The organism is Bradyrhizobium lablabi (assembly GCF_018131005.1).
Classification (GTDB): domain Bacteria; phylum Pseudomonadota; class Alphaproteobacteria; order Rhizobiales; family Xanthobacteraceae; genus Bradyrhizobium; species Bradyrhizobium lablabi_D.
The window spans coordinates 533,783-552,844 of record NZ_JAFCJK010000003.1 but is presented as its reverse complement, the minus strand read 5'-3'; the positions used below and the strand labels follow the sequence as shown (position 1 = coordinate 552,844).

Below are 19,062 nucleotides of genomic sequence, written 5' to 3'. Positions count from 1 at the left end.
TCGGGAGGGCTTTTTTGTTTTTCATTCCAGGAGCACGAGTGATGAGAATTTCTAGACGGACGTTGATGAAGAATGCGGCGGCGCTTGGCGCGTTCGCGGGTGCGGGCTTCCCGCACATATGGGTCAAGAACGCGGATCTTGCGCGTGCGGCCGGAGGCGAGATCAAGGTCGGCGTGCTGTTTTCGCTGACAGGAACAACCGCCATCATCGAGGAATCTCTCAACAAGGCGACGATACTTGCGATCGAGGAAATCAACGCCGCCGGGGGAATCAAGGGAAGTAAGATCGTGCCGATCATCGAGGATCCGGCCTCCGATCCGGCGACCTTCTCGGAGAAGGCGCGCAAGCTCGTCGTCGGCGACAAATGCGTCAGCGTGTTCGGCTCCTACACGTCGGCGAGCCGCAAGGCCGTGCTGCCGGTTTTCGAACGGCAGAACAATCTTTATTGGTATCCAACGCTCTATGAGGGCCGCGAGTGTTCGAAGAACGTGGTCTACACGGGCGCGGTGCCGAACCAGCAGCAGGACGAGTTCGTGCCGTGGCTAATCAAGAAGTTCGGCAAGAAGTTCTATCTTATCGGCTCCAACTACATCTATCCGAAAGAAGAGAACAACTACTGCAAGAAGCTCCTGGAGAAGTATGGCGGCGAAGTTGTCGCCGAAGAGTATGTGCCGCTCGGTCATTCGGAGTTTTCCTCCGTCATCAACAAGATGCGTTCGACGCAGCCGAACGTAATCTTCTCTACCGTGGTCGGCGACTCCGTGGTGGCGCTGCATCGGCAGTATCGCGCCGCAGGCCTTGATCCCGAAAAGATGCCGATGGCGAGCCTCACAACGTCGGAGAACGAGGTGGCGGCCATGGGAGGTGAGGCGGCCGCCGGGCACTTTACTTCGGCGCCGTATTTTCAGGTGTACAAGTCACCGGAAAATGAAAAATTTGTCGCCGCCTACCAGAAACGCTGGGGCGCCGACAAGGTCACACATTTCGTCTCCGAGGCCTGCTACTTCCAGACCTATCTGTTCAAGCAGGCGGTGGAAAAACTCGCCACCAGCGACATCGCTCCGCCGACCATTCGTGATGCGGTGAAAGGCGCGGAGACCATTGCCCCCCAGGGCAAGGTACGCATCGAGCCCGAGAACCTCCATACCTGGCTGTGGCCAAAAATCGCTCAGTGCAAATCCAGCGGCCAGTTCGAGATCCTGGTCGAGGCTAAGGAGTGGCTGAAGCCGGTGCCCTATGCGGCTTATCCTGGGCAGGTTTGCACCGAAAAGGGCCTGGTCGAGAAAAGCTAACGATCAGGGCGACAACGGTCGCCGGCGCCACATCTCGCCGGCGGCCGCCTTCGGAGAACGCGCGCGTGGACCAATTCTTTGAACAAATCATAACGGGCCTGAGCATCGGATCGATCCTGCTGCTGGTTGCGCTGGGGTTGTCGATCATCTACGGGTCGATGGGCATCATCAATCTCGCGCATGGCGAGTTCGTTATGCTCGGCGCGTACACGGCGTGGCTGTTTCAGACCTATTTTGGCCTCGGGCTGCTCGCGAGCCTCGTTCCGATCTTTATTGCCGTTGCGGTAATCGGCTGGATCATCGAGCGCCTGGTGCTGAGCTTGCTCCACAATCGTCCGCTCGACACCATCCTTGCGACCTGGGGCGTCGGCATCATGCTGCAGCAGGGAATCCGCCTGATGTTCGGCAGCGAACTGCGCTACGTGCAGATGCCACCGTCGCTATCCGACAGCGTGGATGTCTTCGGGCTTTCAGTCTCGTCCTATCGGATGTTTCTGTTCATCGTGGCGATCGCGCTGTTCGCGGCCACGTGGTTCCTGATGAACCGCACGACAATCGGCATGAAGCTGAGAGCCATTATGCAGGACCGCTCGGTTGCTGCATCATTTGGCATCAATTCCAGGCGCGTCTATGGCCTGACCTTTGGCTACGGCGCGGGCCTTGCAGGGCTTGCAGGCGCGTTGGTGTCGCCGCTGAAGAGCGTGTCGCCCGATATGGGCACCGGCTATGTGATCGACGCCTTCATGGTGGTGGTGCTCGGCGGCGTGCAAAGCCTCGGCGGTACCGTCGCCAGCGCCTTCATTCTCGGTGAGCTCTCCGGTGGCATCGCTTTCCTGCAGAACGACACGGTGGCCAAGGCACTGGTGCTGATCGCCATCGTCGTGCTGATCCGATTCCGCCCCGAGGGGCTATTCACAACGCGCGTGCGCGCCTAAGGTTCAGATCGCCGATCCATGACATCGAAGACGTCATTCCCAACTGGACTGCCTCGGCTCGGAGCGCAGATCGCGCCGATCCTCATTGTATGCGCAATCGTGTTTGCGCTACCGCTGGTCCTCAATAACGACTTCCTGCTCAATAAGGTCGCACGCTATCTCGTACTCGGCATTCTCACGGTGTCACTCGCGCTGTCGTGGGGTTTTGGCGGCATTCTCAATCTCGGCCAGGCGATGAGCTTCGGCATCGGCTCCTACGCGATGGCGATGGCGCTGAAGTTGAAGACGATCCCCGTGCATACCGGCTCAGGCGGACTGCCTGACTTCATGGTGTGGAACAACGTGGCGCGGTTGCCGTGGTTCTGGCAGCCGTTCAAGTCGCTCAGTTTTGCGCTAGCCGCCGGCATCATCGTGCCGGCGCTGGTGGCCGCGGCACTGGGCTGGTTCATCTTCCGCAGTCGCGTCACAGGAGTCTATGTCTCGATCATTACGCTTGCCACCATGGTGGTACTTAACCTCGTGATCATCGATCAGCAGAGCTTCACCGGCGGTTTCAACGGGATAACCGACCTCGCCCAGCTCGAGATATTCGGCTTTGCTTTCGATGCCTATGGTCGCGCCACATTCTATCTCGTGGCGAGCTGCGTGGCGTTGAGTCTGCTTGTCGCGTTCGCCTTCACCCGCACCAAGGCCGGGCTCGTGGTGCAAGCAATCCGCGATCACGAAGGCCGAGTGCGCTATTTCGGCTACGATGTCGCCGCCTACCAGATCTTCGTATTCGCGTTGTCGGCGGCAATCGCCGGACTTGCCGGCATGCTCTACACGATCGTCATGGAATTCGCATCGCCAACCTTCCTCGGAGTGCAACTCTCGTTGTCGGTCGTGGTGTGGTGTGCGGTCGGCGGTCGTCAGAGCCTCGTCGGCGCGTTTCTCGGCGCGGTGCTGGTCGCAGGCATGCAGGGTGCACTGTCCGAATCTGCGGCGTTCTTGGAAACCTGGACGTTGGTGATGGGTGCGTTGTTCGTGCTGGTCGTGCTGTTCCTGCCGAAGGGACTCGCCGGCCTCACGAAGAGTGCGTGGCGCTGGATCGTGCGGCGTCGTCTGGCTTCGCAAGGCATTGCCCGAGGGGTCGGTCAGACCAGGGAGGGCAGCGCGTGACCACTCATCTCGACCTGCGCGACATCTCCGTCTCGTTCAACGGCTTCAAGGCACTCAACGGGCTCAACTTGAGCGTTCGCAAGGGCGAATTGCGCTGTTTGATCGGACCCAACGGAGCCGGGAAAACCACCGCGCTCGACATCATCTGCGGAAAGGTCAAGCCGAGCACGGGAGCCGTGACCTTCGACGGTACCGCGCTGCAGGATCTGGAGGAGCATGAGATTGCACGTGCCGGCGTCGGTCGCAAGTTCCAGGTACCGAGCGTGTTCCGTGATTTGACGGTCGCTGAGAATCTCGAGGTCGCGCGGGCGCGCCGCCCGGGCGTGTGGGCCAATTTGCGGTGGGATGTGCGCCGTGCCGGACGCGCAGATATTGAACGGCTCGCGGAACTGATCGGCCTCACTGAGCATCTCGAACGGCCAGCGGCCTACCTCTCGCACGGACAAACCCAATGGCTCGAAATCGGCATGCTTGTTGCGCAGGATGTCGAGCTGATCTTGATGGACGAACCGACCGCCGGCATGACCGCTCAGGAGACACGCAAGACAGCCGAACTGTTTGAACGACTGAGGGGCAAGCACACCCTTATCGTCGTCGAACACGACATGGGTTTCGTCAAGGCGATCGGCGACATCATCTCGGTGATGCACATGGGCCAGTTGTTGGCGGAAGGTACCGCCGCGGAAGTGGAGGCGCATCCGGAAGTTCGCCGCGCCTATCTCGGATCTGGAGGCATCACCAATGCTTGAGTTGATTGATGTCGATGCGTTCTACGGCAACAGCCGCGCGCTGCAAAACATCAACCTCAATGTCGGCACCGGCGAGTTCCTCTCCGTGCTGGGCCGCAATGGCGTGGGGAAAACGACGCTGATGCGTAGCATCCTGGGCCTAATGGACCGCGTGACAGGACGGCTGACACTCGACGGCTCGGACATCTCGAACCTGCGCACCTACCAGCGCGCAAAGGCGGGAATCGCCTACGTACCGCAAGGTAGGGGTATTCTCCCGCGCTTCACCGTGAGGGAAAACCTGACGCTAGGTACTTTTGCTGCAAAAGCGCCAAATGGCATCGAGGATTGGGTAATCGAGCTCTTTCCGGTGCTGAGGGAGTTTTTGAATCGCCACGGTGGAAATCTATCCGGCGGTCAGCAGCAGCAGCTCGCCATTGCACGTGCATTGCTGGCGCAGCCGAAAATCATCCTGCTGGACGAACCCACCGAAGGTATCCAACCCAACATCGTCGAGCAAATCGAGGCCGTGATCACGCGGCTCAACCGGGAGCACGGCATCACTGTGATTCTCGTTGAGCAGAACGTCGCGTTCGCGCGGCGCGCCTCCAATCGGTTTGCGTTGCTGGAGAAAGGAAGAGTGGTTGCCAAGGGTGCCATCGCCGAACTCACGGACGACCTCATCCAAAGGCACATGGCGGTCTAACGAAATCTACAACTTTCACATCAAAGGGAGTCGAGCAAATGTTACACGGAGACATATCGAGCAGCAAGGACACGGTCGGCGTTGCCGTCGTTAACTACAAGATGCCGCGCTTACACACCAAGGCGGAGGTGCTGAATAATGCCCGCAATATTGCCAAGATGGTTGAGGGCATGAAGCTCGGCTTGCCGGGAATGGATCTTGTCATCTTCCCGGAATACTCCACGCACGGGATCATGTACGATTCCAAGGAGATGTACGAGACCGCGTCGAGCGTCCCGGGCGAGGAAACAAAAATCTTCGCCGACGCATGCCGCAAGGCGAAGGTGTGGGGCGTATTTTCGCTGACTGGTGAGCGCCATGAGGAGCACCCGAACAAGGCGCCCTACAACACGTTGATCCTGATGAACGACAAGGGCGAAATCGTCCAGAAGTACCGAAAGATCATGCCTTGGGTTCCCATCGAGGGGTGGTACCCCGGCGACTGCACCTACGTCTCGGAAGGGCCGAAAGGCCTAAAGATCAGCCTGATCATCTGTGACGACGGCAACTATCCGGAAATCTGGCGGGACTGTGCCATGCGCGGCGCCGAGCTGATCATTCGCTGCCAGGGCTATATGTATCCGGCTAAGGAGCAACAGATTCAGATCTCGAAGTCGATGGCGTGGGCGAACAATTGCTATGTGGCAGTTGCTAACGCGTCGGGCTTCGATGGTGTCTACTCGTATTTTGGGCATTCCGCGATCATTGGATTCGATGGCCGGACGCTCGGCGAGTGCGGAACGGAAGATAACGGCATCCAATATGCCCAGCTTTCCGTGTCGCTGATCCGTGACGCACGGCAAAACATGCAGTCTCAGAACCATCTCTTCAAGCTGATGCATCGCGGCTATACTGGCCTCATCAACTCCGGAGATGGCGACCGCGGCCATGCGGTCTGTCCCTACACCTTCTACAAGAACTGGATTACGGACCCGGAGGGGACCCGCGAGATGGTCGAGGCTATGACGCGACCAGTCGTCGGCACCGAGGAATGTCCAATCGAAGGCATTCCGAACCAAAAGGTCGCGCATCGTTAAGCGCCGTGGCTACTCTCTCGCCGGCGCGTTCCTGGCGCGCCGGCGCGTTCTTGGCGCCTCGATCGGCTGCAGGATGAGTCCGTTGCGGCGGCCGCAGGCACATTCGAAGAGGCGTGCAATTGTCAGACGTCCCGTTGCTGCTTGATCAATACCGAATTCAGGATGAGCCATATTATCGGGCTTTGAAAGACGAAGTCGGATTGTTCGCCGCAGCCTATGCGAGCCGAATGCCTGTCATGCTGAAGGGGCCGACGGGGTGCGGCAAGACCCGCTTCATAGAATACATGGCCTGGAGGCTAGGCCGGCCGCTTATCACGGTGGCCTGCCACGAGGATATGACGGCAGCGGATCTGGTCGGACGATGGTTACTCGATCCCGACGGTACCGTGTGGAATGACGGCCCACTGACCACCGCCGTCCGGCATGGTGCGATCTGCTATCTCGACGAGATCGTTGAAGCGCGCCAGGACACGACCGTGGTGATCCACCCATTGACCGACGACCGCCGGGTACTGCCGCTGGAAAAGCGCGGCGAGCTGATCCGCGCCCATTCCGATTTCCAGTTGGTGATCTCATACAATCCTGGTTACCAGAGCGCGATCAAGGATCTCAAGGAGTCCACCAAGCAGCGCTTCGCCGCCCTCGATTTCGGCTACCCAGATCACGGCGTGGAGGTAGAGGTCGTCTCGCGGGAGGCGGGTATCGACCCCAGGATCGCGGACCTCCTTGTCAAGATCGGCTCGCATAGCCGCAACCTGAAGGGCCAGGGTCTCGACGAAGGTGCGTCGACCCGAATGCTCGTAAACGCCGGTCGGCTGATCGGATGTGGAATCGACCTAAAGGAAGCTTGCGAGATCACGATTGTGGTTCCGCTGACCGACGACCTCGACATAAGGAACACGTTGCGAGACGTGATCCTGGCCCGAGCTTACGGTGGAAGGTAAGTGCGGTCATGCGCGTCAGCTCGCTCGATCATTTCCGGACAAGTCGCCGACTTGTGGAGCGGCTACGTGGACATGACGCCGTCAGGGCGGCCCTTCAGGCTACGCAAAAGGCAATGGAAAAACGGCTGGACCCGGTCGGGCAAGTTTCGACCTGGAACGACGCCGTGCTCGACCTCTTCGAAGCCAATCTGGGCGAAGCCGTCGTTCTCAGCTTCTTGCGCCTGTCGGAGCAATGGCCAGCGCAGCGGCCCATAGAAGATGCAGTTGCGGTGGGTCGGGCAGTACGAAACATCGGTCAGGTCGTTGGAAGCCGGATCGCGCACGCGATACTCGCAGAATTGCCGAAGGTTCTCACTCGGGTCGCGACGACCGACGAGCTGACGGTAGTCTTTGCTGCACTACAGCAGTTGGCCGATAATGGACCGGAGTCCCTTGGCCTCATCGTGAGTCGGCTGGAGCAACTTCTGCTGCATGCGAGCGCGGAAGGCTTTTCCGCCTGGGTCGCAGCTGGCTTGCGCTCCGCAGGCGGCAACCCGGCTCGTCGACGAGCTTTTTTCGGACTCGACGATCCGCACTCGACGCGCCTGTTGTATGGACGGAGCGGGGCGGGCGACGACTTTACACGCCTTGAGAGGCGTCTGGGTGCGACCATGCTCGCGCTCTGGAACAAGAAGCCCCGTTTGCGCAAACTTGCGATTGGAGCGATGCCCGCGGTGCCGCGCCGAGCCTCCCTTGTTGGGGGGATGCTCGGCTTGCCGGAGACCTATCCCGGTTTCCAAGCTGAACGCGCAGACGGCATCTATCTCGCCGCATTGGCGCATGCGGGCGCGCATCTCAGGCATTCCAGCGCGCGATTTCTCATCGGCCGCTTGAAGCCACTGCAGATCGCGTTGATCTCGCTCGTCGAGGATGCGCGAGTCGAGGCGCTGGCACTCCGCGATATGCCTGGCCTAGGCCGGCTTTGGCTGCCGTTCCACACCGCAACGCCATCCCCGCAGGCAACGGCAGCAGGCCTAATGGTGCGCCTGGCGCGAGCGCTCATTGATCCTGATTATGCAGATTCCGACGCGTGGGTCGGGAAGGGGCGGGTACTGTTCGAGGCGGCGGCCGACCGATGGGACGACCCGGCGATCAGCCGCGAGATTGGCGGGCTGTTAGGTAATGACATCGGACAGATGCGGTTGCAGTTCAATGCCAAAAGCTATGTTGTCGAACCCACCTATCGTGACGACAATTTGGCGCTATGGGAATTCGACGGGCAGCACGATGGCCAGGTCGACGAGATCGAACTTCCCGTCGACTCCGTCCGGGTCGAGCGGCGCCAGGATGCCGAGGGCGACAGAGAGGATGAAACGGCGCCGCCCGAAGAAACCTTGCGTGCCCGGGCACGCACCATCGCGATGCTCGACGGATTTCCGGTAGCGACCTATCCGGAATGGGATTATGCAGCTCGCATCGAGCGTCCGGACTGGACGACAATCCTGGAGGCTGATGCGACGACATTGCCGAAGCTTGTCGACGTTCCGCTGGATGAGGATGTGACGCGCCGCGTCACGACGGTCACGCGCGATGCATCGATCGGTCGGCGGCAGCGTTACAAGAGGCAGCGTGAGGGTGATGCGCTAGATGTTGATGCGGCCATTGCGCTAATGATCGAAAGGCGCGCGGGACGCATACTCGAGCCTCGGGTTTATCTGCGCGATGCGCCGGGTCCTCGCGACCTCGCTATCCTGCTTCTGTTGGATCTGTCTCAGTCCACTGCCGATCGTGATCGTTTGGGCCGCACGATCCTTGATGTCGAGCGCAAGGCGGCTGCGATCATCACGACGGCCGTGGAGGCTGCCGATGATACGATCGCCGTGCACGGCTTCAACTCCGACGGACGCGAGCGGGTGCGATACGTCCGCATAAAGAGCTTTGACGAAAGAATGGATGCTTTCGTGTGCTCGCGACTTGCCGGTCTGCAAAGCAGCCATTCGACCCGGTTGGGTGCTGCGCTGCGCCACGCTGGCAGCTACCTTTCGCAACGGCGGGCATTTCGCAAGGTGCTCTTGGTGCTGACCGACGGTGAGCCGTCCGACGTCGATGTGCCTGAACCGCGATATCTTGCGGAGGACGCACGGCGCGCTGTGCATCACCTCCGCCGACACGGAATCGACATCTTCGCATTCGGTGTGGGCAACGGGCCATTCTTGCAGATAGATCGAATATTCGGGGAGCGGCGAGCGCTGCGCGTATCTCGTGTTGATGTGCTGCCGCAACGTGTGGTGCAGCTCTACACCGAATTAAAAAAATAGAAGGCCGCATGCGGCGGGTCGGCTTACAGCTTTTCGAGGCCCGGAAGGCGGCGGCCACCCCCCGCGGTCGAGCTGCGCGTTTTGATCCCGGCGGATGAGCGTGAGAAGTCCGCTTTTGGCGCGCGCCGCGCGTTCACGGCGAACTGCTCAAGCTCAGGTTTGAGGTCGCTCAGTCGAGTGTTGCCAAGTACATAGTCAAAACGGCGGGACTGCCAAGCCAGGGATGGCTCATTCTCCTGCACAATCATGTCCGGATATTGCTGCCATGAGATAAGTCGCGATCGCCAAGGAAGGTCGCATCGAAGCACTGGTCGGTCAACGGCCGTTCGAGATGGGTTACAAGGCGCGATCGGTCATGATCGCTCTGATCGTGGGTAAGGTGGATGACCCCGTATTTACCGGCCTCGACGAATGCACCAGGGAGACCGCGGATACCTGCATTCAGAAATAACCGTGAATCCCGTGCAAGGATCGAGCAGCTCACGGATTCGCAAGGAGAGGGAAGCACTCTTTGTCTTGATCAGGGCGTCACCGATCGTCTTACGTTGGTCCAAAGCCCGCTCACCTGGTGAAGTTGCGTACGTTTACGCACGCTAAGGTGCTCGCGTGCCTACCGAGGCATGGTGCTTTTTGCCTCGCGAAGCTCCGATCGGGGTGACGCCTCTAACAGCAAAGGGGCAGTCGAGCTTGGTCCTCGCGTGGAGCTCCTTTCGTAGAGCGCGCAGGTCGGCGATTCGCTGATCGATCATTGCGATCTTATCCAGAAGAACGCGCCTCGCGTCTTGCGGCGTGCTGGTACCGCGGAGAAGATGCGTCAATCCCGTGCCAATCTCCGAGAGCGAAAAGCCGAGAGACTGCGCTGTGCGAACGTAGAGCAGTTGCTGCAACATTTCGTCCGGAAAATCACGATAGCCGCTTCTCGTTCGCATCGAAGCTATGAGTCCCAGCCGCTCGTAGAACCTCACCGCGTCGCGGCTCATTCCTGCGCCCCTCGCCAGCTCTCCAATTCGCATCATCATCCCCTTGACCTTGGACTTATGTCCATAGTTTACCAACGAGGCTCCATCCTAACCAGGGAGCAATGCGGTGCTTACGAAAACTCAGAACCAGAAAGTTGTTCGGGTCAGTGCAGTCTACGATCTCTTCACCGTTCTCGGGTTTGTTACGCCGTGGACCACGGGACCAACGCTTGCACTGATCCTTGGAATCGGAGAAATCGTGGGCTTGCAGGCGGCTCATCCGACCTTCGATCCTATGCAAATGCTGTTCGTAAATCTAATGGGGTCGGCCGTGCTGGTCTGGGCGTTGGCAAGGCTTGCCTTTCCAAACCAGGCCATGGGTCGATTTGATGCGCTGTCACGGGCCTTGTTCGCGATTTGGGAAGTTTGGGCCGTTTGGCATGGAGCGCCCGCGATTGTCCTAGCCTTTACGGTAGGTGAAATTGCCTTCGGCGCAGTCGAGCTCCTGCCTGTGAACGCAGAGGAGGGTGCAACCGACCCGCGCATCCGGAGCAACGCAAGGGTCAGTGCATAATCGGCCCCCGGTCCGGCTTACTGTCTTTTCGCAGATGAATTCGATCTCGGTGCCGGGCGCGACAACGGCACGGCAGGGGAGCGAAATCCTATGACGTCTGAAGCGCCGTGCACCAGTGGCGTCGACGATCCCACGGGCAGCATCATCATTTCGGTCGAAAGAAACGTCCTCAATTAAAAAGACGAACGATCGTGCGTATTATCTTGACCGTGAGAGCATGAAAGAATACGATCGGTCGTCTATATTCATTTGAAATGGAGAGCCAAGTGTCCGAAGTTCGTCTTAGAGCCGAGAACTCATATATAGCGCCCAATGCAGCGCAGCTCGCACTCGCAATGGATATTGTGGGTCGCTTCGCCGAGCGCTGGGACAGGCCTGATGCCGACTCCCTCCGCGACCTAATGCATCATGACACCCAAAACCTCATTCCGCCGATGGCGCAACCGGGCAATCGCGAAGCAGTTGTTGAGCACTTCAGGGGGGTTCTAAAGATGCTTCCCGATCTTCGCATTCAGGTGGTTCGTTGGGCTCCGACCGACGATGCGGTGATGATTGAATGGAGGGCCACGGCAACCGTGGCCGGTCAGCCGCTTTCGTGGACAGGTGTTGATCGCTTCAACGTCCGGGGAGATCGCATGTACGAGGCAAGAGTGTACTGGGATACGCGCGGTCTCGCTGAGCGCATGGCGGAAGCTGTTCAGAAGACGCAGGCTGCCGCGTCGGCATAGTCATTCCGGCGCCTTTCGCTATCTCGATGTTCAATCGCGGTGCCGCCTTGCCGCGTCATCCGGCAAGGCGGTCCTCGGACCGTGTCCAAAATGAAGGCGTCCGTTCTCGTTCTCTGACTCACCGTGCTATTTAGGGTGCCGCCGCGGACCGGACGGTCAGCCATGCACTTTATTGACGTACGATCGTACGTGATGGCCGATGTATGCATAGTCAACTTGAAATCGTACGACCGCACGTATAATTAGTTGAACTATGACGGAAGCAGCTATCAGAAATCAGAAGCCGGATGGCCGGCGGGCTAGAGGAGATCGGACCCGGGCTGCAGTTCTTGAGCGGGCCATGCACATAGCGGGAGTCGAAGGGCTCGAAGGCCTAACTTTTGGTGGCGTGGCTCTTGCTGCTGCCGTACCCAAAAGCACGTTAGCCGCGCTGTTCAAGGATCGCGAAGAGCTTCAGTTGCAAACTTTACGTTTTGGCGCCGAGGCATTTGCCGATGCTCTACGAGGGCGTTTACGAACTCGTTCAGGCGCGCTGGGGCGACTACGAGGTCTCTGCGATGCATGGTTCGAACTCCTCGAAGAGGACCAGTTCCCAGGAGGATGCCTGGTAACCGCCGTATCCGCGGAGTATCGGGCGAGGCCCGGTGCCGTCCAACAACTCGTCGCCGGCTATCAAGAAGCTTGGCGGAAGACACTCTTTGCTGCCGCTCAAGAGGCTCAGAAGGAGGGTAGCCTTGAGCCGCATGTCGATTTGAAGCAACTGACATTCGAAATACTCGCTTTCCAAGGAGCTGCGCATGTAAATGCGGCCGATCGTCGGCGAGCCGGGCGGGCAATCGATAGGCTACTGGACCGCGCGCAGCGAAAAGCTTCAAGGCGAACATGATCACCGGATAGGCTAGGGTACGCATACAGCCTTCGCCGCAGGCCGATCTCCTCTGATCTTTTTCTGTAATGAAGAGCGTCAATCGACGCTGGGCATTTGAGCCCGGGTCGCCAACAACGATCGAGTAAGAGCTCGGCCAGTTGTTAATGCCAAATCGGAGCCCGGGCGACACGCCGACCTGATGGAGTGCTTCACGTCGCCTCGATCACGGACAGCGATCTGATCTTGCCGGCGTGGCGTTCTAGTCGTTAATTCCAGCGTGGGCATTGCAGACTGGTTTTAGTTGCCCGATCGCTGAGGGGGCCAGCTGGTCCAACATCACTGAACAGCGCCCGGACTTGTTGAGCCAAGGAACGGATGGAAAAAAAATCTCGCACGACACCGATGAATTTTGCTTGGCATCCCGGTCTTACGCACGAAGTCGCTCCGAATGACGAGCGAATATGCGGACGGGAGACTAGGGATGATGCTGAAGGACAAGGTTGCGGTGATCTACGGGGCCGGCGGCGCGGTCGGTGGCGCTGTCGCGCAGGCTTTCGCGCGCGAAGGGGCCAGGCTGTTTCTCACCGGCCGCAACCGAGCTTCGGTCGAAGCTGTCGCGAGCCAAATCTCCTTGAATGGAGCGGCAGTGCAAGTGGCGAAGGTCGATGCTCTTGAAGAGCAGGCGATCGATCGGCATCTGAAGTCGGTTGTGGATGAGGCCGGCCGCATTGACATCTCATTCAATGCCGTCGGAATCCCAAACACGAATTTGCAGGGAGTTCCGCTGGTCGAGCTCGCGCTCGATCAGTTCGTCCTGCCGATCGTAACCTATACGGAATCGTATCTTTTGACCGCGCGTCTGGCTGCCCGCAGGATGGTCGAAAGAAAATCCGGCGTGATCATGACGGTCACCTCAACCCCCTCACGGACTGGTATTCCGATGATGGGAGGGGTCGGTCCGGCCATGGCCGCTGTGGAGGCGCTCACGCGAAATCTCTCAGCCGAACTCGCGCGTCACGGCGTTCGCGTCGTCGGTCTTCGACCGCTCGGCATGCCGGATTCCGGCACGATCAAGGAAGTTTACGGCCTTCATGCCAAAGCATGGGGCATTTCCTGGGACCAATTCCACGATCTGATCGCCAGCAGGACCCACTCGCGCCGTCTGACGACCCTGGCGGAGATGGCTAATGCAGCTGCTTTCATGGCCTCCGATCAGGCGAGTGCAATGACCGGTACTGTCGTCAACATGAGCTTGGGAAGCCTCGACGACTGATGTGAGCTTCGCCTCTGCCGGCGCCTTGCGCCGTCGATCGCGGAGCTGGGCGATTGGCGGGTTATCGGCGCAAGCATCGCCAAGCGCCCGTGAGCTCCATCCGCGGTGGTCACTCTCAAACTGTCGGTCGGCGTTGATCCGAAATCTCCAAAACGGCACCTGCCAAACTGACGCGAAAAAAGGTGAACAGCCACCGATGAATTCGGTCCGTGTGGCTGGTCATACCTGTGAAGCTGCCAGAGAGGAGTTCGGCATGCTTCATCGGTAGAGGGATACATGCGCGCGGGTGCATGCGAGTTGAGGAGAGAGAACTTGCAGCTCCCCAAACTCTCGATGCGCTCTTGATCGCAACTGCTGGATGATAGCGCGCTGATGCGCGAGCACAACACAGTAAGGGAATCTCATGAAACTCACTGGTCGGACAGTTCTCATCACCGGAGGATCCGCCGGCATTGGTCTTTCGTTTGCGCTCAAATTTGCGGAGCTTGGTAACCAAGTCATCGTGACGGGTCGACGTAAGGAAGTGCTCGATCAGGTGAGGCTGCAATACCCGAAGCTTCGCACGATCCAGAGCGATGTCTCCGACCCTGTGCAGATCGCTGCGCTTGCGGCGCGCGTGAGGGTGGACTTTCCCAAGCTCGACGTGCTGATGAACAATGCCGGCATCAGCCACTATAAGAATCTCAAGGGCACGGCGACCGATCTTGCGAGTTTGACAGTGGAATTGGACGTTAACGCCGGTGGCGTGATCCGAATGACTTCCGCATTTATCGACACACTTAAGGCTAACAGAGGCACGCTCATCAACGTATCGTCTGCCCTGGCGTTCGTGCCGTTGCCATGCCTACCGATATACTGCGCGACCAAGGCGGCGATTCATTCGTACACCAAATCGCTTCGTTTCCAGTTGGAGGAAACGGGGGTCGAGGTCATCGAGCTCATGCCTCCGGCGGTGAGGACCGAGATGACAGCTGACCTTCGCGAGGAAGATGGCATTACCATGATCACAACCGACCGGTTGGTGAAGGAAGCGTTCGAGGCGCTCAAAGTGGGCGGTCTCGAAATCCGGCCGGGTCAGTCGAAGCAACTCGCATTCATGCGTCGACTTGCACCGGATTTCATTCACAGACAGCTATGGAAGGCATCCAGGAAGCTGGTGCCAATGGGAGCCGGTGATTCCAAGCCGCCTCGATTTTCTCACACGTGAGAGCTGGTGCAGTATCGGAACAACGTTCGCTGATTGTGCTCCGGGCTCTTCGTATCTGCGCCCGTAACTTGCAGTACTGCTTCAACATCGCTCAAAGAGCCCCGTCAGCGAAAGAAAGTCGATCTTGCCGATGAGTTCCGGTTTTCGAGATGGTCTATTCATCGGATGGTCAAGCATGATCACGGAAAGCGTTAGGAGGAAAGGATGGTTGCGTTGACGGGAAAGAGCATCGCGGTGATCGGGGCGAGCGGAAGCGTAGGCCGGCGTATCGTGGAGGCAGCTCGTAGCAATGGCGCGCGGGTGCTCGCGGTCGCACGGCGCGAGGAGCGCCTTAAGCGGCTTCAGAATGAGGTCACGGGTGTTCAGATTCTGTCGCTCGATGCGACGGACGAAGACGCCCCCATCAAGGTATTCGAGGCACTCGAGCCAAGCGTTCTTGCCATTTGTGCCGGAGCCTTTCCGCCCGCGGCCCCGTTTCATACGCAGAGCTGGCACGAGTTCGGTGTAAATTGGGAGACAGATGTCAGAATAGCGTTCAATTTCTGCAAGGCTGCAATATCGCGCCCGCCGCCCGTCGGGACTCAGGTCGTTCTGATATCGAGCGGTGCCGCCCTTGCAGGTTCTCCGAACTCGGGTGGATATGCCGGGGCCAAGCGTACGCAACTGTTCATCGCTAACTATGCGCAGAAGGAATCGGATCGTTTGCGACTTGGGTTGCGGTTCATTTCGCTAGCGCCCCGTATCATGCCGGATACCGACCTGGGCAAGCATGCGATCGCCGGTTACTCTCGCTATCTCGGCATATCCCCGGGCGACTTCGTTCGGAGTATGGCGTCGCCACCAACTTCGCTGCACGTCGCGATGGCATTCATAGAGTTAACCACGAACGCTGATCGTTTCGAGGGCAACACCTTTGTTGTCTCAGGCAATGGGCTCGAAGCTGTTCGCCAATGACAGGCGATTTGACTTGCAACGGCGGCAACGTTTATCTCCCCTGGGTCGGGCCTACGAAGCTGCATCCCGATCAGCGGTTGAGGATTGCTGCCCCAATGAAAATACTGGATGGCGATGTCCGTGGCTGAAGCACCAAACTCAAAGCGAAATCCAAACCGCACCGGCGAAGAGTTTGGTCGGCTGGTTGAGCCGTTCCGCCGCGAGCTAAAATTGCATTGTTATCGGATGCTTGGGTCTGTCCACGAAGCCGAAGACGCTGTTCAGGAGACCTTTCTGCGGGCTTGGCGCGCCGTTGATCGATTTGAGGGGCGAGGATCTTTCCGTGCCTGGCTGTATCAGATTGCTACGAACGTGTGCCTGAATACTCTCGCAGCTCGAAAGAACGCGCCGCGCCTCCTCCCCAACGAATGGCTGCCTGCTGCGGGCGCAGCAATGCCGGACGGTACTCCGGTAACCGACGTATCGTGGCTAGAACCTTATCCAGACTCGTTCCTTGAGAGCATTGATGAGTCGGCGAACCCCGAGGGACGATATTTGTCGAGGGAAGCGGTCCAACTTGCCTTCGTTGCCGCAATACAGGGCTTACCCCCTCGCCAGCGAGCCGCGCTTCTGTTGTGCGACGTACTGGATTGGTCAGCTAACGAGGCGGCAACCCTTCTTGGCGGCACAACGGCTTCGATTAACAGTATCTTGCAGCGGGCGCGCGAGACGCTGTCTAGGAGGTATCCCGATGGTCGACCGGCGGCGTCGCACTCGCCCAATCCAAATGAACAGGAACTTCTAGATCGTTATTTGGGGGCGTGGGAACGGCTTGACGTAGACGGTCTTGTGGCTCTCCTTAAGGAGGATGCGACGTACACAATGCCGCCGCTTGCGCAGTGGTACGCCGGCCGCACGGCTATCGGCAACTTCTTCAAATGGGCCTGGAGATCTTACGATAGCTTTCGTCTAATTCGAACGGCCGCCAACAACCAGCCCGCGTTCGCAGCCTATTCTCGTGCTAGTACCGATGCGCCTTGGACAGCACATTCCCTCCAGGTCCTGACCGTGGAGAACGACACCGTTTCCGCGTTGACGCTTTTTGCAAAGCCCCTAGCGCAAAGTCTGTTTCCATTTTTCGATCTTCCCCACTTGATCCCCCTAACCGATGATTTCACAGAACCTGCTTAAAATTGGTACTCCTCCTCAACATAGAGCTAACCGACCAGACTAACCGCGCTTGACTGAGGGTGAAGAGAGTCACGGCTCAATTGGAAAATTGATGTCTGAGCGACATCACTTGCTTTCGAACTAATTCTCGAGTCCACCGGAGACCAGCGTCTTGTTCGTCGCGTATCCGCCAGGTCATGGCGATCGCGAAGGATGGGCTATCCAACGGCAAATCGTGTACTGCCAGCCCAAAAGCTTCAGCTAGGGCCACGCCCGCGGACCGCGGAACACTTGCTATCAGATTGCCTCTTCGAAGCAAAAATGGAAGAGCCGTGAAGCTCTCGGTTATGACCCGCACTGTTCGACTACAGTCGATTTCCGCGAGAGCTTCGTCAATACGACCTCTCGTGCTTCCCTGCGCCGAGACCAATGCATGCTCATAAGCAAGATATTCCTCAAGCGTAATGGAACGACCGGACTTGAAAAGGCCTGGCGGACTTAGAACAATGAACCTCTCCTCAAGAAGATTCTCACATCTATGCCTTGTTTCGACGCTTGCTGGTCTAGCAGTTAAGACGATGTCAGCCGCGCCTTCGTCGAGAAGCGCTGAAGCCCGCCTATAATCCGCATGGCGGAACAATAAATGTAGTCCTGGCGCGAGGTCAGCGAGTGCAGCGGTCAGCTTTGGAGCGAGCGCGATTTCGAGATCGTCCGATAGTGCAAGTCTGATTGCACCTCGTGCCTGTTCAGGAAGAAATGACCGTGGGCTCATCGCGTCGCCGATCGCAAGTAGCGCTGGAGCGACCTGCCCATACAGTGCCCGAGCAAACGAGGTAGGCTCGAGCCCTCGCTTGCCTCTGACGAACAGCGGATCGGACGCAAGCGAGCGTAGGCGTCGAAGCGCCATGCTGACGCCTGACGGCCCGAGGTAGAGCCTTTGCGCGGCAGCACGAACTGAACCGTGCCTGAATATCGTCGCGAATACGAGAATGAGATTCAAATCAATTCGGCGAAGCGTCGCTTCGTCGAACCCGGCGTCGATAGGTTCAATCTCAGTGATGTTCTTGCTCACGACAATCAATTTGTCAGAGCTCTGGCTGGAGCGCAACCTCGGCGACGGAAAAACCCTGGCGGTGGTAACTTGTCGGTTGCCCGGCCGGCTCAGCGAAGGATCAGGCCATGGAAGCTTACGCGCTGACGGCGTTCGGAGCTGATTCACTTGAGCGCATCACTCTACCGGAGCCGAAGGTCAAAGCGGAAGAAGTTCTGGTGCGCAATCATGCCGCGGGCGTGAACAATATTGATTTACTGATCCGCCGTGGGGCGCTTTCGGGGAATGCAATTGCTCTACCGCATGTCTTGGGGGTCGAGGGGGTTGGTACAATCGAAAGTGTCGGTGTGGGGGTCGATGATTTGGAGCCCGGTGACCGCGTGATCTGGTTCGGTTGGCTCGGAGCGGGTGGTTACGGCCCGTACACTGTCGTAGAGAGCTATTGCGCGACGAAAATCGCAGACGAGATCCCGCCCGAAGTGGCGGCCGCGGTCCCTGTCGCCTATTCGACCGCCCTCAACAATATCTTTGGTTATGGCTCTCCGGCGCCTGAGGATTGGATTCTGGTACACTCGGCAGCGGGGGGCGTTGGCATTGCCACGCTTCAGGTGGCGCGGAGTGCAGGCTACAGAACGATCGCGCTCACGACATCGGCAAAGCTCGATTTTGTGAGAAGGCACGGCGCAACGGTGGCTATTGACCGAAATCGAAGCGATGTTGTTGCGGCTGTGTTGCAGGTGGTGGGGGATCGGGGTGTGGCTCTCAGCCTGAATTCTGTTGCTGGTAACACCATCATCGAAGATCTAAAGCTGCTCGGGGATTTCGGCCAGATTATCAGCTTCGGGCATCTTGGTGGTCCTCCATCGGGATCGGCCAGCGACCTGCTTTTGCCTAATTTCACCAAGAGCGTTTCCGTTAGAAGCTCGGATATCTACACGCTTTGGCGAACGAGAAAGGCGGCATTCCGTGCGATCCTTCGACGAGTCGCGCAGGATTTGGAGCAGGGCCGGATAAGTCCCGCGGTCCACGCAGTGTTTCCGTGCTCAGACGCGCTATTGGCCCATAGCGAACTGGAATCGGGGCGAATCCAAGGGAAAGTCGTCCTCCGGCACGACTTGTAAAGGGGCGGTGGCCGGCTCAACGGCCTTCACGAACGCAGCCAT

18 protein-coding genes and 1 pseudogene are annotated in these 19,062 nt (G+C 58.7%); 17 read left to right on the top strand and 2 right to left on the bottom strand.

Annotated features, from left to right (window positions below):
• Positions 1 to 41 precede the first annotated feature (41 nt).
• The 9 genes and pseudogenes from JQ553_RS12525 to JQ553_RS12485 form a co-directional block, all read left to right on the top strand.
• Positions 42 to 1,292: a transporter substrate-binding domain-containing protein gene (locus tag JQ553_RS12525; protein ID WP_249144182.1), complete on the top strand. Its 1,251-nt coding sequence runs from the start codon at positions 42 to 44 to the stop codon at positions 1,290 to 1,292.
• Positions 1,293 to 1,357: 65 nt separating this feature from the next.
• Positions 1,358 to 2,227: an urea ABC transporter permease subunit UrtB gene (gene urtB, locus JQ553_RS12520; protein ID WP_212500240.1), complete on the top strand. Its 870-nt coding sequence runs from the start codon at positions 1,358 to 1,360 to the stop codon at positions 2,225 to 2,227.
• Between the two features lie 18 nt (positions 2,228 to 2,245).
• Positions 2,246 to 3,385, top strand: coding sequence for an urea ABC transporter permease subunit UrtC (gene urtC / locus JQ553_RS12515; protein ID WP_212500239.1), 1,140 nt, complete (start codon positions 2,246 to 2,248; stop codon positions 3,383 to 3,385).
• Positions 3,382 to 4,134, top strand: coding sequence for an urea ABC transporter ATP-binding protein UrtD (urtD, locus tag JQ553_RS12510; RefSeq protein ID WP_212500238.1), 753 nt, complete (start codon positions 3,382 to 3,384; stop codon positions 4,132 to 4,134). The genes urtC and urtD overlap by 4 nt, the downstream gene beginning before the upstream one ends.
• A complete protein-coding gene (urtE, locus tag JQ553_RS12505) occupies positions 4,127 to 4,819 on the top strand; it encodes an urea ABC transporter ATP-binding subunit UrtE (RefSeq protein ID WP_212500237.1) in 693 nt (230 codons plus the stop codon). Before urtD ends, urtE begins: the two co-directional genes overlap by 8 nt.
• 38 nt (positions 4,820 to 4,857) lie before the next feature.
• Positions 4,858 to 5,895, top strand: a complete 1,038-nt coding sequence (locus JQ553_RS12500; RefSeq protein WP_212500236.1) for an aliphatic amidase — start codon at positions 4,858 to 4,860, stop codon at positions 5,893 to 5,895.
• 134 nt (positions 5,896 to 6,029) lie between these two features.
• On the top strand, positions 6,030 to 6,839 hold the full coding sequence (locus JQ553_RS12495) for a CbbQ/NirQ/NorQ/GpvN family protein (RefSeq protein ID WP_212500383.1): 810 nt from the start codon (positions 6,030 to 6,032) through the stop codon (positions 6,837 to 6,839).
• A gap of 113 nt (positions 6,840 to 6,952) precedes the next feature.
• On the top strand, positions 6,953 to 9,136 hold the full coding sequence (locus JQ553_RS12490) for a nitric oxide reductase activation protein NorD (RefSeq protein ID WP_212500235.1): 2,184 nt from the start codon (positions 6,953 to 6,955) through the stop codon (positions 9,134 to 9,136).
• 274 nt (positions 9,137 to 9,410) lie between these two features.
• A pseudogene (locus JQ553_RS12485) lies at positions 9,411 to 9,587 on the top strand (sugar ABC transporter substrate-binding protein); the annotation flags it as partial.
• 142 nt (positions 9,588 to 9,729) lie between these two features.
• On the opposite strand, the gene JQ553_RS35245 reads toward JQ553_RS12485, so the two are convergent.
• On the bottom strand, positions 9,730 to 10,149 hold the full coding sequence (locus JQ553_RS35245) for a MerR family transcriptional regulator (protein ID WP_409363058.1): 420 nt from the start codon (positions 10,147 to 10,149) through the stop codon (positions 9,730 to 9,732).
• A 73-nt stretch (positions 10,150 to 10,222) separates the two neighbouring features.
• Here JQ553_RS35245 and JQ553_RS12475 point away from each other — a divergent pair, with 73 nt between their 5' ends.
• From JQ553_RS12475 to JQ553_RS12445, 7 genes are all read left to right on the top strand, one after another.
• On the top strand, positions 10,223 to 10,669 hold the full coding sequence (locus JQ553_RS12475; protein WP_212500233.1) for a hypothetical protein: 447 nt from the start codon (positions 10,223 to 10,225) through the stop codon (positions 10,667 to 10,669).
• Between the two features lie 266 nt (positions 10,670 to 10,935).
• Positions 10,936 to 11,397 carry a nuclear transport factor 2 family protein gene (locus tag JQ553_RS12470; protein WP_212500232.1) on the top strand — a complete coding sequence of 154 codons (462 nt, stop codon included), beginning with the start codon at positions 10,936 to 10,938 and terminating at the stop codon, positions 11,395 to 11,397.
• Between the two features lie 340 nt (positions 11,398 to 11,737).
• Positions 11,738 to 12,283, top strand: a complete 546-nt coding sequence (locus JQ553_RS12465; RefSeq protein WP_212500231.1) for a TetR family transcriptional regulator C-terminal domain-containing protein — start codon at positions 11,738 to 11,740, stop codon at positions 12,281 to 12,283.
• A 463-nt stretch (positions 12,284 to 12,746) separates the two neighbouring features.
• The gene (locus tag JQ553_RS12460; RefSeq protein ID WP_212500230.1) at positions 12,747 to 13,538 is read left to right on the top strand and encodes an SDR family NAD(P)-dependent oxidoreductase; all 792 of its coding nucleotides are present in this window, start codon (positions 12,747 to 12,749) and stop codon (positions 13,536 to 13,538) included.
• Positions 13,539 to 13,941: 403 nt separating this feature from the next.
• The gene (locus JQ553_RS12455; RefSeq protein ID WP_212500229.1) at positions 13,942 to 14,745 is read left to right on the top strand and encodes an SDR family oxidoreductase; all 804 of its coding nucleotides are present in this window, start codon (positions 13,942 to 13,944) and stop codon (positions 14,743 to 14,745) included.
• Between the two features lie 204 nt (positions 14,746 to 14,949).
• Entirely contained in the window at positions 14,950 to 15,699 is a 750-nt protein-coding gene (locus JQ553_RS12450) for an SDR family oxidoreductase (RefSeq protein ID WP_212500228.1), read from the top strand.
• Positions 15,700 to 15,807: 108 nt separating this feature from the next.
• Positions 15,808 to 16,869, top strand: coding sequence for a sigma-70 family RNA polymerase sigma factor (locus JQ553_RS12445; protein WP_249144180.1), 1,062 nt, complete (start codon positions 15,808 to 15,810; stop codon positions 16,867 to 16,869).
• A gap of 76 nt (positions 16,870 to 16,945) precedes the next feature.
• Here JQ553_RS12445 and JQ553_RS12440 read toward each other — a convergent pair whose 3' ends face one another.
• Complete coding sequence (locus tag JQ553_RS12440; protein WP_212500227.1) at positions 16,946 to 17,920, bottom strand: LysR family transcriptional regulator; 975 nt, start codon at positions 17,918 to 17,920, stop codon at positions 16,946 to 16,948.
• Positions 17,921 to 18,027: 107 nt separating this feature from the next.
• On the opposite strand from JQ553_RS12440, the gene JQ553_RS12435 reads away from it, so the two are divergent.
• Positions 18,028 to 19,020 carry a zinc-binding alcohol dehydrogenase family protein gene (locus JQ553_RS12435; RefSeq protein ID WP_212500226.1) on the top strand — a complete coding sequence of 331 codons (993 nt, stop codon included), beginning with the start codon at positions 18,028 to 18,030 and terminating at the stop codon, positions 19,018 to 19,020.
• Positions 19,021 to 19,062: the final 42 nt, after the last annotated feature.

Bases quoted from the DNA above. Each gene is read 5' to 3' on its own strand.
- JQ553_RS12525 (WP_249144182.1), top strand. From the start codon at position 42: ATGAGAATTTCTAGACGGACGTTGATGAAGAATGCGGCGGCGCTTGGC.
- urtC (WP_212500239.1), top strand. From the start codon at position 2,246: ATGACATCGAAGACGTCATTCCCAACTGGACTGCCTCGGCTCGGAGCG.
- urtE (WP_212500237.1), top strand. From the start codon at position 4,127: ATGCTTGAGTTGATTGATGTCGATGCGTTCTACGGCAACAGCCGCGCG.
- JQ553_RS12500 (WP_212500236.1), top strand. From the start codon at position 4,858: ATGTTACACGGAGACATATCGAGCAGCAAGGACACGGTCGGCGTTGCC.
- JQ553_RS12490 (WP_212500235.1), top strand. From the start codon at position 6,953: ATGGAAAAACGGCTGGACCCGGTCGGGCAAGTTTCGACCTGGAACGAC.
- JQ553_RS35245 (WP_409363058.1), bottom strand. From the start codon at position 10,149: ATGCGAATTGGAGAGCTGGCGAGGGGCGCAGGAATGAGCCGCGACGCG.
- JQ553_RS12465 (WP_212500231.1), top strand. From the start codon at position 11,738: ATGCACATAGCGGGAGTCGAAGGGCTCGAAGGCCTAACTTTTGGTGGC.
- JQ553_RS12460 (WP_212500230.1), top strand. From the start codon at position 12,747: ATGATGCTGAAGGACAAGGTTGCGGTGATCTACGGGGCCGGCGGCGCG.
- JQ553_RS12455 (WP_212500229.1), top strand. From the start codon at position 13,942: ATGAAACTCACTGGTCGGACAGTTCTCATCACCGGAGGATCCGCCGGC.
- JQ553_RS12450 (WP_212500228.1), top strand. From the start codon at position 14,950: ATGGTTGCGTTGACGGGAAAGAGCATCGCGGTGATCGGGGCGAGCGGA.
- JQ553_RS12445 (WP_249144180.1), top strand. From the start codon at position 15,808: ATGGCGATGTCCGTGGCTGAAGCACCAAACTCAAAGCGAAATCCAAAC.
- JQ553_RS12435 (WP_212500226.1), top strand. From the start codon at position 18,028: ATGGAAGCTTACGCGCTGACGGCGTTCGGAGCTGATTCACTTGAGCGC.